At 65.6% G+C, this 15,976-nt stretch carries 17 protein-coding genes; 7 read left to right on the top strand and 10 right to left on the bottom strand.

What is annotated here, in order from left to right:
- Positions 1-23: 23 nt before the first annotated feature.
- Together BST44_RS03700 and fdxE are read right to left on the bottom strand one after the other, a co-directional pair.
- Positions 24-2,318, bottom strand: a complete 2,295-nt coding sequence (locus BST44_RS03700) for an acyl-CoA dehydrogenase family protein (protein WP_011724905.1) — start codon at positions 2,316-2,318, stop codon at positions 24-26.
- Positions 2,319-2,394: 76 nt separating this feature from the next.
- On the bottom strand, positions 2,395-2,589 hold the full coding sequence (gene fdxE, locus BST44_RS03695; RefSeq protein ID WP_009953795.1) for a ferredoxin FdxE: 195 nt from the start codon (positions 2,587-2,589) through the stop codon (positions 2,395-2,397).
- 220 nt (positions 2,590-2,809) lie between these two features.
- On the opposite strand from fdxE, the gene BST44_RS03690 reads away from it, so the two are divergent.
- Positions 2,810-3,964, top strand: a complete 1,155-nt coding sequence (locus BST44_RS03690) for an acyl-CoA dehydrogenase family protein (RefSeq protein ID WP_009953794.1) — start codon at positions 2,810-2,812, stop codon at positions 3,962-3,964.
- Here the strand turns inward: BST44_RS03690 and BST44_RS03685 are convergent.
- Positions 3,961-5,160 carry an amidohydrolase family protein gene (locus BST44_RS03685; RefSeq protein WP_009953793.1) on the bottom strand — a complete coding sequence of 400 codons (1,200 nt, stop codon included), beginning with the start codon at positions 5,158-5,160 and terminating at the stop codon, positions 3,961-3,963. The two genes, BST44_RS03690 and BST44_RS03685, sit on opposite strands and share 4 nt — an antisense overlap.
- 121 nt (positions 5,161-5,281) lie before the next feature.
- Between BST44_RS03685 and BST44_RS03680 the strand changes: the two genes are divergently transcribed.
- Together BST44_RS03680 and BST44_RS03675 are read left to right on the top strand one after the other, a co-directional pair.
- Positions 5,282-5,596, top strand: a complete 315-nt coding sequence (locus BST44_RS03680; protein WP_009953792.1) for a hypothetical protein — start codon at positions 5,282-5,284, stop codon at positions 5,594-5,596.
- A 29-nt stretch (positions 5,597-5,625) separates the two neighbouring features.
- On the top strand, positions 5,626-6,924 hold the full coding sequence (locus tag BST44_RS03675; protein ID WP_011724903.1) for a TetR/AcrR family transcriptional regulator: 1,299 nt from the start codon (positions 5,626-5,628) through the stop codon (positions 6,922-6,924).
- Between the two features lie 10 nt (positions 6,925-6,934).
- On the opposite strand, the gene BST44_RS03670 is transcribed toward BST44_RS03675, so the two are convergent.
- From BST44_RS03670 to BST44_RS03660, 3 genes are read right to left on the bottom strand one after another with little or no spacing between them, the layout of a single operon-like run.
- Complete coding sequence (locus BST44_RS03670; protein WP_011724902.1) at positions 6,935-8,497, bottom strand: class I adenylate-forming enzyme family protein; 1,563 nt, start codon at positions 8,495-8,497, stop codon at positions 6,935-6,937.
- A gap of 3 nt (positions 8,498-8,500) precedes the next feature.
- Positions 8,501-9,697, bottom strand: coding sequence for a thiolase family protein (locus BST44_RS03665; RefSeq protein WP_176213649.1), 1,197 nt, complete (start codon positions 9,695-9,697; stop codon positions 8,501-8,503).
- Entirely contained in the window at positions 9,691-10,149 is a 459-nt protein-coding gene (locus tag BST44_RS03660; RefSeq protein ID WP_009953787.1) for a MaoC family dehydratase, read from the bottom strand. Before BST44_RS03660 ends, BST44_RS03665 begins: the two co-directional genes overlap by 7 nt.
- Positions 10,150-10,259: 110 nt before the next feature.
- On the opposite strand from BST44_RS03660, the gene BST44_RS03655 reads away from it, so the two are divergent.
- Genes BST44_RS03655 through BST44_RS03645 form a run of 3 tightly spaced genes read left to right on the top strand, consistent with a single transcriptional unit; the run spans position 10,260 to position 12,916 of the window.
- A complete protein-coding gene (locus BST44_RS03655; RefSeq protein WP_011724899.1) occupies positions 10,260-11,447 on the top strand; it encodes a thiolase family protein in 1,188 nt (395 codons plus the stop codon).
- A 1-nt stretch (position 11,448) separates the two neighbouring features.
- Positions 11,449-11,883 (top strand): Zn-ribbon domain-containing OB-fold protein, encoded by a 435-nt coding sequence (locus tag BST44_RS03650; protein WP_083175181.1) that lies wholly within the window; start codon positions 11,449-11,451, stop codon positions 11,881-11,883.
- Positions 11,884-11,893: 10 nt separating this feature from the next.
- Positions 11,894-12,916, top strand: a complete 1,023-nt coding sequence (locus BST44_RS03645) for a DUF2889 domain-containing protein (protein ID WP_083175179.1) — start codon at positions 11,894-11,896, stop codon at positions 12,914-12,916.
- A 5-nt stretch (positions 12,917-12,921) separates the two neighbouring features.
- Here the strand turns inward: BST44_RS03645 and BST44_RS30305 are convergent, their stop codons facing one another.
- The 4 genes from BST44_RS30305 to BST44_RS03630 are packed head-to-tail and all read right to left on the bottom strand — an operon-like array spanning position 12,922 to position 14,514.
- Positions 12,922-13,068: a hypothetical protein gene (locus BST44_RS30305; protein ID WP_011724897.1), complete on the bottom strand. Its 147-nt coding sequence runs from the start codon at positions 13,066-13,068 to the stop codon at positions 12,922-12,924.
- Positions 13,069-13,104: 36 nt separating this feature from the next.
- Positions 13,105-13,431: a hypothetical protein gene (locus BST44_RS03640; RefSeq protein WP_011724896.1), complete on the bottom strand. Its 327-nt coding sequence runs from the start codon at positions 13,429-13,431 to the stop codon at positions 13,105-13,107.
- A 25-nt stretch (positions 13,432-13,456) separates the two neighbouring features.
- Positions 13,457-13,897 (bottom strand): pyridoxamine 5'-phosphate oxidase family protein, encoded by a 441-nt coding sequence (locus BST44_RS03635; RefSeq protein WP_011724895.1) that lies wholly within the window; start codon positions 13,895-13,897, stop codon positions 13,457-13,459.
- The gene (locus BST44_RS03630) at positions 13,894-14,514 is read right to left on the bottom strand and encodes a TetR/AcrR family transcriptional regulator (RefSeq protein ID WP_047322069.1); all 621 of its coding nucleotides are present in this window, start codon (positions 14,512-14,514) and stop codon (positions 13,894-13,896) included. Before BST44_RS03630 ends, BST44_RS03635 begins: the two co-directional genes overlap by 4 nt.
- A 148-nt stretch (positions 14,515-14,662) precedes the next feature.
- On the opposite strand from BST44_RS03630, the gene BST44_RS03625 reads away from it, so the two are divergent.
- Positions 14,663-15,892, top strand: coding sequence for an amidohydrolase family protein (locus BST44_RS03625; RefSeq protein WP_062906507.1), 1,230 nt, complete (start codon positions 14,663-14,665; stop codon positions 15,890-15,892).
- Positions 15,893-15,976 lie beyond the last annotated feature (84 nt).

Raw genomic sequence — 15,976 nt, 5'->3', positions numbered from 1 at the left:
ACGAACGTCTCAGCGCCTCAACGTTATTCGGAGCGCTGTTGTCGGTACGGCGCCAACAGTTCGCCGGCCGCCCGGTCTCGCAGCGCGTCGGCACGGCCAACCAACACGGAGTTGGCCCGAGCGCGGCGCAGCAGCAAATGGATCGGGTGCTCCCAGGTGAAGCCGATGCCGCCGTGGATCTGCAACGCACCCTCGGTGGCGGCGGCACCGGCATCGAGTGCGGCCGCGGCGGCCAAATCCGCCAGATAACCCGACTCCTCGAGGTCGGACTCGGCGGCCTCGAGGATCTGGCTGCGGGCGCCCTCGAGTGCGACCAGCATGTCGGCGCACCGGTGCGACACGGCCTGGAAGCTGCCGATGGGGCGGCCGAACTGATGCCGTTCGCGTGCCCACTGAACGGCCATCGCCAGCGCGCGCGACGCAACCCCAACGGAATCCGCGGCCACGGCCAGGGCCGCCCGGCGGCGCGCCGCGGCCAACATCCGAGGCACATCGGTTCCGTCGGCCAGCACCTCCCCCGCCGCCCCGCTGAAGGTCACCGCGCCGACGGTGCCGGTGAGGTCGAGCGGCTGCTGGGCCGTCACCTCAACGCCGTCGGCGGATGCGTCGACGGCCACCAATACCTCACCCACCCCGGCGGCGACGCGAGCCAATGCCACGAGCACCTCGGCGTGTGGTGCTCCCGCCACGATCGGGACCACACCGGAGAGACCAGTTCCGTCCCACTCGGGCAGCTCGGGGCCGCTGGTCACCCAGCCGCTGTCGTTGACGGGTACGGCGAACGCCGCCGTTGCACCGCCCGTGATTCGCTGCACCAAAGCCTTTGCGCCGCAATGTAACGCGACGTCGAGCCCGATCACGGTCGGGACAAGCGGCGCCGGGGCCAATGCCTTGGCGGCCTCTTCGACGGCCGTGTACAGCAACCGCGGTCGGGCGCCGGCGCCGCCCAAGGTTTCATCGACAGCAAGGCCCGGTAGGCCGAATTCGACGAGCGCCGACCACACTTCGGGCTCGGCCGCATCGACGGGACGCTTGCGGTCGAGCAATGCTGCTTCGTCCACTTTGGCCTGCAGTGTCGCCGCCAGCACCTCGCGCAGCTCCCGTTCATCTTCCTCGGGCACGGCGAGCGGGGCGCCGGGCGTGACGGCCGCTTCCCGGGTGCCCTCGCCGCGGTGTGACGGCAGCCCGAGCACGCTCTCGGCGATGGTATTGCGTTGGATCTCCGCGGTGCCCGCGCCGATCGTGGTCGCACGGCTCATCAGATAGCCGAACGTCCAACGCCCCTTGTCGACGGCGTCGGGTGCGCGGCTGCCCAGCGCCGCATAGGGACCGGCCGCGCGCAGGGCGAGCGCATGCATGTGCTGCTCAAACTCCGACTTCACCAATCGGTTCACCGACGCCATACCGCCGGGATCCTCGCCGCGCAGAACCGCGGCCAGCGCGCGGGCGCTGTTGGCTGCGATGGTGCGGACCCCGGATTCCAGCCGAGCAACGTCCTGGCGGACCAGCGGGTCGTCGTCAAGCCGTTGTGCGACGACAAGATCGATCACCCGGTCGGCCGTGCGCCGGTACTTGAACTCGTCGGCCAGAAAGGCGGTGGCACGCTCGTGGCCCAGCGATGTGCGCATGATCGACCACCCCGCGCCCTCGTCGCCGACCACATTCTCGACGGGCACCGCGACATCGTCGAGGAAGACCTCGGCGAAATGCGCCGCGCCGCTGATGTCGCGCAGGGGACGCACGGTGATCCCGGGGCTCTTCATCGGGATCAAGAGATAGGTGATCCCGTCCGATGGTTTGCCCCCCGACCCCGTGCGCACCAGCGCGAACATCCAGTCGGCGCGATCGGCCATCGTGGTCCACACCTTCTGCCCCGTCACCCGGTACACGTCGCCGTCGCGGACCGCGCGGGTGGACAGCGACGACAGGTCACTGCCCGCCCCAGGCTCGGAAAACCCTTGACACCAGAACTCATCCGCGCGCAGCAGCGGTATGAGGAAGCGATCCTTCTGTTGCTGGGTGCCGTGCGCGATGAGCGTGGGGGCGAGGATGAACGACAGCGGACACGGATGCGGTGGCACACCCGCATCCGTGGTCATCCGGTAGTAGTCCAGCTGATCCGCCAGCGATAGGTCGAGTCCACCGACCTCGCGGGGCCACCCAGGCGCAGCCAGCTGGTGGTCGACGAGTTCGGCGTGCCAAGCGCGGGCCACCTCGATCCGGTCGGGTTCAACGCCCGACCGAGCGACGTCGGCCTGACGACGACGAAACTCGGCGAGCAGCAACTCGAGACGCGGCCGCCAATCAGCAGTCTGCATGGCACTCCACAAAGTCAACTTGGTTAACTATGTCTGGAGTGTGCCGGTTAATGCAGCCGCTTGGCAAGCGCGCCCGTCAGCCGTCTTCGAGAATGAGAGCAAGCTCGGGGCATGCCGCGACCCCGTCGCGGGTGAGCTGCTCGTCTTCCGGTCGCACCTCACGCTCCCCCAGGATGGAGTAGCCGGAGTCGTCGATCGGGAACAAATCCGGGTCGACGGCGTAACACTGGGCATGGCCCACGCACTTCGACTGCTCGAGCCGAACCTTCATACGACCTCCTCCGCTCGACCGTCCAGGCGTACGGTCTCATCCAAGTTTTCAGCATAAGGCTAAAGCTTTAGCTATTTCGACACACCTCTAGTCCACACTTATTCTGACACTTGTGTCGATACATATTCCTGACTCATATCGCAGAGTCAGTGGATATTTGTGGCGATCAACTGAGCTATGTTCCACTTGGTTCTGACATCTATGTTCGATAGGAGCTGCAATGACAGTCGCGCTCAGCGATGAAGAGACCATGCTGGTCGAAACCGTGCGGGCCTTCGTCGACCGCGACGTCAAGCCCACGGTCCGCGCAGTCGAGCACGCCAACGAGTACCCGGAAGCGTGGATCGAACAGATGAAGCGGATCGGAATCTTCGGGCTTGCCGTGCCCGAGGAATACGGCGGTTCACCGGTATCGATGCCCTGCTATGTGAAGGTGACCGAGGAGTTAGCCCGTGGCTGGATGAGCCTGGCCGGCGCGATGGGCGGACACACCGTGGTCGCCAAGCTGATCTCGTTGTACGGCACCGAAGAACAGAAACAGAAGTACTTGCCACGCATGGCGAGCGGGGAGATGCGGGCCACGATGGCGCTCACCGAACCTGGTGGCGGCTCCGACCTGCAGGCGATGACGACCACCGCACGAGCCGAGGGCAACGAGCTGGTGATCAACGGCGCGAAGACCTGGATCAGTAACGCGCGGAGGTCCGGCCTCATCGCACTGCTGTGCAAGACCGATCCACAAGCGCAGCCACGCCATAAGGGCATCTCGATAGTCCTGGTCGAACACGGTCAGGGTCTGACCGTCTCACGCGACCTGCCTAAGCTGGGCTACAAGGGCGTGGAGAGTTGCGAGCTGTCGTTCGACGAGTGCCGCGTACCGGCCGCGGCGATCCTCGGAGATGAACCAGGCAGAGGATTCGCCCAGATGATGAAAGGCCTCGAAACGGGCCGGATTCAGGTTGCATCGCGGGCGCTAGGGGTGGCGAGCGCAGCGCTGGAAGACGCGCTGAAATACGCGCAGGAGCGGGAGAGCTTCGGCCAACCGATCTGGAAGCACCAGTCGGTCGGCAACTATTTGGCTGACATGGCCACCAAACTCACCGCGGCGCGCCAACTCACCCGCTACGCCGCAGAGAAATACGACAGCGGTGAGCGATGCGACATGGAGGCCGGGATGGCCAAGCTGTTCGCGTCGGAGGTAGCCATGGAAATCGCGCTCAACGCCGTCCGAATCCACGGCGGCTACGGCTATTCCACCGAATACGACGTCGAGCGCTACTTCCGCGACGCACCTCTCATGATCGTCGGCGAGGGCACCAACGAGATACAGCGCAACGTCATTGCCGCACAGCTGGTCTCGCGGGGCAAACTCTAGACGCCGGCGAGTTGCCGATCGACCGCACCCACCCGCGGGAAGTTGAGCATCCGGCGGGCGTTCTCCTCGACGATCAGCCTGCACTCGTCGTCGGGCACGTCGGCAAGGACCTCGGCTGCCCGCTTGCGCGAGTTCGGCCAGTTGGAGTCGCTGTGCGGGAAGTCGATCTCGAGCATGATCCGGTCGATGCCGATGCTGTGCCGGTTCGTCAGGCCGTGCTCGTCGTCGATGAAGCATCCCCAGAAGTGCTTGCGGAACAGATCCGAAGGCCGGGTGTCGAAGTCAATCTTCTGGTAGTAGCGGTGCCGCTCCCACACGTAGTCGGTTCGCTCGAGGATGTAAGGCACCCAACCGATGCCGCCCTCAGCGAGCGAGATCTGGAGATCCGGGAACTGCTGCAGCTTGCCGGAGAACAGCAGGTCGACCGTGGACCACATCAGGTTCGTGGAGAATAGTGCCGTCGCGACCGCGAACGGTGCGTCGGGCACCGCCATCTGACCCGGGACCGGCTTGATCGTCGAGAACGAGAAACCCGGCACGAACGAGCCGGACCCGAAGTGCAGCGACACCGGCATCTTGGCGTCCGAGCAGACCCGCCACAAGCCGTCCCAGTGATCGGAGTGGAATGACGGCAGACCGAGCGGCACCGGGCTGTCCGGGAACGAGATCGTGCGCGCACCCTTGGCGGCGACGCGCTCTGCCTCGGCCACACATGCGTCGATATCCCATGTCGGCAGGATCGCCAGCGGGATGTAGCGCTCGGGCGCCACCGCGCACCACTCGTCGATGTAGAAGTCGTTCCACGCCTTGACGCACAACAGTGCCAGGTCCTTGTCCTCGGCACGCTGGAACGTGCCGCCGCCGAATCCCGGGAACGACGGGAAGCACAATGCCGACTGCACACCGTCGAGGTCCATGTCGGCGACCCGCGCGACCGGGTCGTAGCAGCCCGGAATCATGTCCTCGTAGCGGACGGGATCCATGCCCCACTCCTCGGGCGGTTTGCCGGCGACCGCGTTCAGGCCGATGGTCGGGAAGACCTGACCGTCGTAGTGCCACAGATGCATGCCGTTTTCCTCGACGATGCGCGGGCCCTGTTCGAGGTATTTCTGCGGCAACCTGTCCTGCCACACGCGTGGGTGCTCGACCAAGTGGTCATCAACGGACACGATCTGGTGGTCATCCTGAAGCGGCATGATGCTCCTTCGCATCTGACGATCGGTCGTATTTTTCTGACATATCGTCTTGTTTTCTGACGGTTCGTCTCACAGACTATATGACACAAGCCACATTCGTCCAGCAGTTGAGAGGCGCGACATGGAATCCACGGACCGACCCGCCGAAGACGCAGGCCGGAACAAGGTCGATGAAGACGACCACGACCTGTTGACCTTCGGCGAAGCGGGCGAACGACTGCGCCTCGAAATCGCCGCGGCTGCGCGAGAGGTGCAAGGCCTGCAGCAATCCGGGCCGGTCGAGGCGCTCGAGAAGGCCCAGGCCCGCCTCGATGCACTGCGGTCCGCTGCAGCCCGCAACAGCGCGCAGCCCATCAACGACGCCAACTTCGAGAAGTTCTTCGGCTATCCGGGCAAAGCCAAGCGCAACCTGCCCGGAGCGCCGTCGGCCCGATGAGCGTGTCGGCGCGGACGGATAATTCACACATGGCCCGCACTCCCGACAAGTTGCGACGCTCCGGCTATGCCCCCGCCGCCAATCACGGTGTGGGACGCCGCGGCCTGCACACCCGCGAGCGCATACTGGGATCCGCCGCGGAAGTGTTCCTGGCCAACGGATTTCACGCCACCTCACTTGACGCCATCGCGAAGACGGCCGGCGCCTCTCGTGCGACCGTGTATCAATACTTCGCGGGCAAGGAAGAGATCTTCCGCGAACTGAGTGCGCTGGCCGAACGCGACGTGCTGGCACACGGTGAACACCTCGGTGAACTCGGCCCGACAGTCGACGGAGTGGATGCGCTGCACCGTTGGCTCGTCGCATGGGCGGATATCTACGACGCCCACGCAGCGGTGTTCGCCGAGTTTCCGGGCATCGGCACGGCCACCGGGTTGGCCGTCATCGATGCCAGCTCGGCCGCCGCCCAGTTCCATCAGACCGTCACCGATCGGCTGCGGCGGACACGCCTGCGGGATCTGGAAGCCGACGATGCGGCCGCAGCACTCGGGCGGATCCCCCACATGGTTCACCTCTACCGGTACCGGGACATGCTCCCTTTGCCCGCTCGCGCGACCGTGACGTGGTCGTTGACCGGTGCATTGCAGCTGATGCTGTTCCCCGAGACCCCAGCCGACGTGTTGCAGGTGGTAGCACCGGCAAGAGACGGATGCGCACGAACCACGCCCCGCGCCCTCGACTATGCCGCGGCGACACCGGCGGCCGTCGAGGCTTCGGGATCGCCGATTCCGCAGGATGTGCTGTCGGTCAGTTCGGCGTTGTTCGCCGAACGCGGCTACTACGCCATCGGCATGGAGGAGATCGCGGCCGCCGCCGATGTCAGCCGCGCGACCTTGTACCGGTACTTCAGCACCAAGGACAAGATCCTGGCCGAACTGACCCGCCGAGCGGTCGCTGAGATCGAGAAGCACGCCGCCGCCCTGCCTGCCAAGGCCGCGGATTCGCTGACCGAATGGATGCTTGGCTACGTCCGATTCCATCGCACCTACCGCGGCGTGATCCGGGCGTGGTTCGACGGCGCGGTCGCAGAACAGCTCTCCAACGCCGATGTGGACCACGGTATTGGCGCGATTTTCCAGGCGGTTGCCGCGTTGTTGTCCACCGTCGACCTGCCGCCCGGCATCGACGCTGACGTGGCAGGCGCGGTGTTCGTGGCGGTCCTGGGCCGGATGTCCGAGCCGACGGGGGCTAGCGGACCGAACAGCGACGAGCAGGCCGCTGAGTTGATGGTCAAGCTGTTGCGCCGTTCGCTCCTGCGTGAAGCGTGAACATAGGAGCTCAGCCGGCGGCGGCCTTCAGCTCGGCGCGCAGTCGCTTCTTGTCCACCTTGCCGCTGGCCAGTACAGGCAGATCGGCGACCAACACCAGTCGACGAGGCACCTTGTAGCGCGCCAACCGCTGCCGGACCCCCTCTTGCACCATTTCCAGCGTCGGCGACGCACCGCCGCGCGGCACCACAACGGCGCAGACCGCCTCGCCCCACTTGTCGTCGGGCACCCCGACGACGGCGCAAGCGGCCACCCCGTCAACCGCACTGACTGCATCCTCGACCTCGGGCGAATAAATATTCTCCCCGCCGCTGATGATCACGTCCTTCTTGCGGTCCATCAAATAGAGCAGCCCGCGCTCGTCCAGTCGACCCATGTCGCCGGTGCGACACCACCCGTCCCGCAGCGTCGCCTGCGTTGCCGCCGCGTCCTGCCAGTAGCCGCGGAACATCGAGTCGGACCGCACGACGATCTCACCTGCCTGCCCCACGGGCAGGACGCCACCGTCCGCACCGACCACACGTACCCGGGTGTCGGGAAATGGGAAGCCAACCGAGCTCAGCCGCTCGGCAGCGTTGGGGTCGTCGAGGATGTGCAGTTCCCGGGGCAGTCCAGAGACAATGACTTCCGTCTGTCCGTAAAGGTTGAGGAAACCCGCGTCCGGCAGAACGGCGAGTGCCCGCCGCAGGATAGCCGCGGTCATCGGCGCGGCCGAATAGACCACCGTGCGAACCGATTCCACCGCCAAGCGATCGCTCACCTCATCGAGGAGCGCCCTGAGCATGACCGGCGCCAGATGCAGCACCGTGATGCGCTCGTCGGCGATCAGCCGCACCGCATCGGCCGCGTCGAACTGTTGCTGCAGCACCACGGTTCCGCCTCGAGCATGCAGTCCACCGATAATCCCAAGCGCACCGAAGTGGAACATCGGCATATTGATCAGCCCGCGATCGGCGCTGCCGCAACGCATCTCGTTGTTCATCGTGAATGCGACCCGGCGCATCTCTCGCTGTCCGAGGATGCAGCACTTGGATGCGCCGGTCGTGCCGCTGGTGAACAGCAGATACGCGATGTCGTCAGGCCGGGCCACGAACTCGGGCTCGCCGCTACCGCCTTCCTCCACAAATCGTTCGTAGCCCGTGATCCCCTGCGGAGCTTGTCCGCCGATGACCACCAACATCGGTGGCGACGGCATATCCGCGATGAGATCGCCGATCACCGGCACGAACTCGGCGGCGCAGAACACGATCGACGGGGCGACGCGCCGCAGCGCATCATCCATCTCGGGAGGCGAAAGCCGAAAGTTGATGGTGGCCATGATAATTCCGCCGAGTTGGGCGGCTGCGTTCAGTTCGCCGAACTCGATGCTGTTGCGGCTCAACACTGCGATGCGGTCCTGGCGCCTCACCCCTGCCGCGGCCATCGCCGACACCAATCGGACCGCCCGGTCCCGTAATTGTGCGTGGGTCACGGTGCGCTGGCCGTACCGGTAGGCGACGACGTCGGGAAAGCGGGCTGCGTTGTCGGTCACGATGTCACCGAGCGTCATGTCGTCGACTTCGGCCCTCGACATGAGTTACCGGCTACTCAGCAGCATCGATCCAGCCACCGGCCCGCCGCCCACACCGACTGCCACCACCTCGGGGGTGCGGGGCGCCTGCCGATCGCCGCCCTCGCCCCACAACTGCACACATGCCTCGTGCAGGAAGCCCATTCCGTGTAGTCGCCCGCCGGAGAGTTGACCGCCGCTGGTGTTGATCGGCAGCGAACTGTCCAGTGCGATAGACGAACCGTCGCCGACGAATTCGCCGACCTTGCCGTGCTCGCAGAAGCCCATCGCTTCCAGCCACATGACGGTCAGGAAGGAGAAGCCGTCGTAGAGCTGGGCCATGTCGACATCGGCGGGAGTCAGGGTGGTGTGCTCCCACAGCGTGGCCGCCGAATCGTGCGCCGCCATCGTGGTGATGTCGCCGCGCTGATCCCAGGTCGCCCGCTCGAACATCCCGGGCCCGACGGACTCCACCGTCAGCGGGTGTCGCGGCAGGCCGTTGGCGGCGTCACGGCGCGACACGATCACGGCGGTGGCGCCGTCGCAGGGCACATCGCAGTCATAGAGGCACAGCGGCTCGGAGATCATCCGCGCACCGAGGTAGTCGTCCATCGTCATCGGTTCGCGATAGACCGCATCGGGATTGAGTCCGGCGTTGGTGCGGGCGTTGATCGCGATGCGGCCGAGGTGCTCGCGGGTCAGGCCGAAGTCGTGCATGTAGCGCTGGGCGGGCATCGCCAGCCAGTTCGCCGCCGACAGTGCGCCAAAGGGCGCCGTCCATTCCAGGTGCGGGGGCAATTCCCCGCCGCCGAACAGCACCGAGGCCCGACCGCCGCCGGCTTGTTGCGCGGCGGTGGATTCCCATACCGACCGGTAGACCACGACGTGGTTGGCCAGCCCGAGACTGACCGCCATGCAGGCCTCGATCGCCGGGCCGATCTGCCCCGCTGTCTCCATCGCGGAGACGTACCAGCGGGTGCGCAGTCCGAGTGCGTTGCGGACCTCTTGGACGGTCGCTCCGGAGAACCCCGCGTCCGGCACACCCGGTCCCGGGTAACTCGCGATCCCGTCTACGTCGTCGACGCTCAGCCCGGCGTCGGCGATCGCCCGCAGCACAGCCTCGAGGGTGAGGTCCAATCCCGTCCGGCCCAGCCTGCGGCCGACCTGCGACTTACCCGCTCCGGTCAGGACGGCCTTGCCGTCGAACGGACCACCGGTCACCATACGAACCGCGCGATCAGTTCGGCCACGGCGGCCGGTTTGTCGACTCCATCGATCTCGACGGTGTGTCGCACGGTCAGGTTCACGGTGTCGTCGGCGACCTTGGTGGCGTCGGCGAGCTCGGACCGGACTCGGATGCGGCTACCGGCGGTGACCGCGGACAGGAATCGCACCTTGTTCAGGCCGTAGTTGATGCCCATCTTGGCGTTCTCGACGCGGTAGTTGTCCTTGCTCACACCGGGGATGAGCGAGAGCGTGAGAAAGCCGTGCGCGATCGTTGCGCCGTAAGGACTTTCGGCCTTGGCCTTCTCGACATCGACGTGGATCCACTGATGATCCATCGTGACGTCGGCGAAGGCGTCGATCCGGCTCTGGTCGATTTCCACCCACCGGCTGACGCCCAGTTCCTCACCGATCGTCGCGAGTGCATCGTCCACGGACCTGATCATTTTCACCGCTGCTCCCAACGTCGCCTGCGCCGATATACCGATATCTATTTAACGGTATAGACTGGCGTCGCTCGTCGGGCAAGCAGCCCGTCAACTCTAACGATCTTGGGAGACACATGGCCACCACCACGTCCCGCGCAGCGATCGTGGCCGCTGCCCGCACACCGATCGGAACGGCGCGCAAGGGCACGCTGGCCAACATGCCGGCGATCGAGCTCGCCAAACCCGTCGTGCAGGCCGTCGTCGAACGCTCCGGACTGGACGCGGCGGACTTCGACGACCTGGTGCTGGCCGAGAGCATGCAGGGCGGCGGCGACAGTGCCCGCTACATCGCGGTGGCCCTCGGCATGCTCGACATTCCCGGGCTCGCCGTCAACCGCCAGTGCGCATCGAGTCTTTCGGCCATCGCCGTGGGCGCCGGGCAGATCGCGTCCGGGATGAGCCGCGCCATCCTGGCCGGCGGTATGGAGTCGCTGTCGACCGGCCCAATCATGCAGAAGCGCAAGCTCTTCACCGCAGGCAAGTCGCCCGAGGACTACGCGCAGTGGTTCCCCGAGTCGCATCCGCCGACTGCGGAAGCGCCCGCCATGGACATGTCCATCACCGTCGCGCACAACTGCAACCTTCAGTACGGGATCACCCGCGAGGACCAGGACAATTGGGCGCTGCGCAGCCATCAGCGCGCGATCAGGGCCATCGACACCGGGGCGTTCACCGACGAGATCATCCCGCTCCAGGTGCCCCAGGCCGACGGCAGCGTGATTACCTTCGCCGAGGACGAGCATCCACGGCGCGGGAGTTCGATGGAGTCGCTTGCCGGGCTGAAGGTGCTGCATCCTGAGATCGAAGGCTTCACCGTGACGGCAGGAAACTCCTCCGGGATCAACGATGCCGCGGCAGTGGTCGCGCTGGCCAGCCCGGACACCCAGCAGGATGTGCTGGCAAGCGTGCTGTCCTGGACGCAGGTCGGACTGGACCCGACGCGGACCGGCAGCGGGCCGATCAAAGCTATCCCGAAGGCGCTCGAGTTGGCGGGCCGCAAGCTCGAGGATGTCGCACTATTCGAAATCAACGAGGCGTTCGCCGCTCAGGCGGTGGCGTGTGCGCGCGAACTCGGTCTCGACGAGGAGATCGTCAACGTCTACGGCTCGGGCATCAGCCTGGGCCACCCGATCGCCGCAACCGGCGCCCGCATGGTCACCTCGGCGATCTACGAATTGCGCAGGCGCGGTGGGGGTATCGGCGTGCTGTCAATGTGCGCCGGCGGTGGTATGGGTGCCGCGATGGTCATTGAGGTGGCCTGAGATGACCGCACTGATCACCGAGGGACTGTTCCGGGTCGACGGCGGCCGTGCGGTGCTGTTCGCGTCGCGCAGGCGTTCGTCGGGTGCGGTGAAGTTCCCTGCAGAGCGGCCCGAGCTGTTCGACGGCGACTCCGACATTCAGCAGGACATCGAGCCGATCGAATTGTCTACCGCGGGAACGTTGTACACCTATACGACGCAGGAGTTCCCGCCACCGCTACCCTACAAGGGCAATCGGGATCCGAAAGTGTTCCAGCCGTATGTGGTGGGCTTCGTCGAGCTGGCCGAGGGCGTGCTGGTGGAGACGCTGATCGTCGACGCGACTGCCGACGAACTGCGCATCGGCCAGAGCCTGGTCTCGACCACCACCACCCTGGAGACCGCCGACGGTCAGTCGCTGCTGACGTTCGCGTTCCGACCGGCCGAGGAGAGTTAGAGTCCATTCGGTGACGGACCTGGGCTCTCCGCAATTCGGGCTTCATCCCCTGCACGGCGTGCACGAACCCACGACCGGCAATCCGCCGCGCCGGCCGCGATCCGCGCGCCGGACCACCTCGATCGACATGACCCGCGACGAGGGCTCGCTGGATCCGGTGTATCTGAGTGGGCGGGCGCGCGATCTGTGGACAGCCGGCGACGAAACGGCGACCGAACTCGGCTCCGCGACACTCTCGGCCACCATCGAGCTGGTCGCCCGCGTCGTCCGTCACGTCGAGGTGACGCCAGCCGTCGCCGCGATGTCCCGGCTGGCGGGCGCGCCCGCGATGAGCGGGTTTCGCGCGGCGGCCGACAAGGTGGCTCCCGAGCTGCGGCAAGCCCGCGATCTGCGCTATACGCTGCTCGACGACGTTCCGGTCGCGACGCTGATCTCCGGCCACGCGCTGTCGGCATCCAACCTGCTCGGCGACGTCGCGAAGTCCGGGTACTACCTGCCGGTCGCAGACCAGTGTGCGGGTTTCGCGACCGGGGGTCTGCTAATGACGTCGTTCGAGGCGGGCGATCCGGTGATCGTCACCGGCCCACCTGCCCCCGACCTTGATCACGACGGCGACCCGTGGGCGTGGCACGCGATGTCGCCGTTGCCAATTCACGGCATGCGGCGCCGGCGCCGCATTGACGTCCACCAGGGTGAGTCGCCGTCACGAGTGGGCATCGATGCGATGTTCCGCGACACCTACGTGCGAAGCGACGGGGTCGAGACGATCATCCACGAGTACACCCTGGACGCCGTCGTGGACACCGAGACCGGCGTCATCGTCGATTCGCGGGCCACACCGCGCGTGCTGCCGTGGCAGGAATGCCCCGGAGCCGTCGCCAGTGCTGCGCGGATCACCGGAATGACGTTGCAGGAACTTCACTTTCGTGTGCGCCGAGAATTACACGGCACCAGCACATGCACCCATCTCAACGACCTGCTGCGTAGTATGGCCGATGCCGAGGCGTTGATACACCTCGTTACGGAAGCCTGAGCGCGTCAGCGCGGGCCGGGCGTCGCGTCGCCCAGCTCGTCGGGTTGAGCGGGAGCTGTGGCGGACTTCGGCTTGGTCGCGCCGTCAGTCTCGTCGATGTCCTCGAGGGACGCCTCGTCGGTGATCGGTTGGCTGGTATCGAATCCTGACATGGCTACTGAATAGCCAGAATTCCGGCGTTCAATCCTCTAAGCGTTGGCGAACGAGAACGTACGTGTGCGGCTAACCGTCAGCGTGGTCACGTGATTCGTTGCGGGTGGCCAGATCACTGTTCCCTGCGAGATCACACCGCGAATGTCCCGATAGGCGGCGAAGGTGTCAGCCACCACGCACGCCTGGATTTCAGCGCGTTGTGCGGCGTCACCCTTCACACCATCAACGACGACGGCGATTGTGGCGGAATCGAAGTCGACCACCCGCGCCGGTAGGGCCAGCAACTGGCCGTCGGTGTCGACGACACAGATCGCGCCGGACGGCCCTTGCGCCAAGAACTCGGCTAGTTCGTCCTCGGCCATCGCAATCGGGCCGGAGCTGCGCGGATTAGGCACGTCGATCGGGGAGATCGGCGGCGCGGATCTGGTTGAGCGTCAGGCCGATGAAGCACCGCTTGCCGCTGAGGAGGCGGTCGCGGACGTTCGTCACGACCGTCTCCGGCACGCGTTGATCCGGTGAGCTTTCGCCGATGAGTTCGTCGACCTCGGCTGCGGACGGTTGGTAGACGGACGCATGACCATAAACAGAGACCCAACCCTCGTCGTCGCCGACTAAGCAGGCGACCTCGGGAGCCGAGCGCAGGTGTCGGACCTTGGCGCTCTTGGCGTAGGTGGCGAAGTAGAGGCAGCGGGTGGCGGAGCGATAGGCGACCGAACGCATGGCGTAGCCGATCGGACGTCCGGCGCCGTCGCGGCAGAAGAGAAACACGCGGTGGTGGGCATGGAGGAGCTCGATGACGTCCGGCGCGTCGAGCGACAGCGGGGTCACGACGCGAGCGGCCCGGACGTAACCGCCATCGCGAGGATCATCTCCGCGACCACCGCGATCATCTCGTCGCGGTCGACGGCCACGGTCTGCCGGTGCACCGTGTGCCAGGCGCGGTCCAGCAGCCCCATCACCGCGACGCCGATGGCGTCTGGCGAGTGTGTGCCGTTTCCGGCAATCGCCTGGCCAAGCTTCCACGACGCCCGAGTCACCATGCGGTTGCGGGAGTTTCGGAAATCGTCGTCGTCGGGTGCCGACTGCGCCGAAGCGAGTACGAACGCACCGTGGTGATCCATGTAGTCGAAGTAATGACCGACCCAGGCCCGGATGTCGGCTGGGCCGAACGCTGCGTCGGCCTCGGCCCATTCCGCGATGACGGCCAGGGCTTCGCGGTAGGCGTTTTTGCCGAGGACGTTGAAGATCTCGCGCTTGTCTTTGAAGTAGGTGTAGAAGCCGGCCCGAGAGATGCCACACGCCTCAGTGATGGCATTGATCGGCGTGCCCGCGTAGCCGCGTTCCAGAAACAGACGGCGACTGGCGTTCAGGATCGCCGCGCGGGTGCGCTCACCGCGGGTGGGGTCCGATTCCCGTTCGGTGGCCGAAGCCGAGGTCACCGCCATGCGGCGACCTTATATGACAGTGTCGTCAACTGCAATCAATACACCTATTCGACAAATCATGGCACGGAATCATCCGAACTTGACACAAGTGTCAAGTTCGGCGAAGCTCATAGCCAAGCCCAAAAGTCGAGTAGCGAGAGGCACCACGATGACGCAGTTCACCGACGCACCGATCTTCGATGCCGATCAGCACATGTATGAGACCCCCGATGCGCTGACGAAATATCTGCCGAAGGAATTCCAGTCCAAGGTGCAGTTCGTCCAGATCGGCAGGCACACCCGCATCGCGATCCTGAACAAGATCACCGACTACATGCCGAACCCGACGTTCGAACGGGTCGCGGCCCCCGGCGCGCACGAGAAGTTCTACTCGGGTCAGAACCCCGAGGGCCTGTCGATGCGAGAGATGTCCGGCCGCGGCATCGACACCCCCCCGGGAGCGCGCAACCCCGAAGACCGAATTGCCGAACTCGACCGCCAGGGCGTCGACGCGTGCCTGAACTACCCCACGCTGGCCAATCTGGTCGAGCATTCGGCCGCCGAGGATCCCGACCTGACCGTGGCGATCATCCATGCGCTGAACCAATGGATGCTGGAGCACTGGGGGTTCAGCCATGCCAACCGCGTCTACTCGACACCGGTACTCACCCTGGGACTCGTGGACGAAGCGCGTCGCGAACTCGAGTACATCCTCGACAACGGCGCCAAGGTCGCGCTGATCAAGCCGGCGCCGGTGAATGGCTACAAGGGGTGGCGCTCCCCCGCGCTTCCCGAGTTCGACCCGTTCTGGCGCGACGTCGAGGACGCAGGTCTGCCAATCGTGTTGCACGCCAGCCAACCTCCGCTGCAGGAGTACATCGACAGGTGGGAGCCGCCGTCGACCAGCAGCGCGTTCGAGATGTCGGCGTTCAAGTGGACCGCGCTGGGCCACCGAGAGATCGCCGACATGTTGACCAGCCTGATCTGCCACGGCACGTTGACCCGATTCCCGAAGCTGCGGATCGCCAGCGTCGAGAACGGCAGCGCGTGGATCAAGCCGCTGTTCGACGACCTGCAGTCGACATACGGCAAGATGCCGCAGAATTTCCCCGAGCATCCGCACGACGTGTTCCGACGCAACATCTGGGTCAGCCCGTTCTGGGAGGGTTCCGTGGCCGACGTCGTGCAGACCGTCGGATGGGACAAGGTGATGTTCGGCTCGGATTGGCCGCATCCCGAAGGCTTGGCGGAGCCGAAGCGCTATTGGCAGTACGCCGAGGGTATGGACGAGCGTCGCACCTATGACTTCATGGGTGACAACGCCCGTCGCTTCATGGGGCTGCCGATCGCCAACCCCGACCCGGAGGCCGTCAAGCCCCCGCAATTGGCGAACGCCTGAGGTACACGCAGCGCTAATGGTCCATTTAGTAAGCACGGCTAACTTTTCGGGTAGGCTCGGAATAGCTCGTTTCGCCGAGAGCCA

Origin of the sequence: Mycobacterium scrofulaceum (assembly GCF_002086735.1) — a bacterium.
In the GTDB taxonomy this organism is placed as follows: Bacteria; Actinomycetota; Actinomycetes; order Mycobacteriales; family Mycobacteriaceae; genus Mycobacterium; species Mycobacterium scrofulaceum.
The sequence above is the reverse complement of the archived record's forward strand: the minus strand, read 5'-3'. Positions and strand labels throughout refer to the sequence as shown.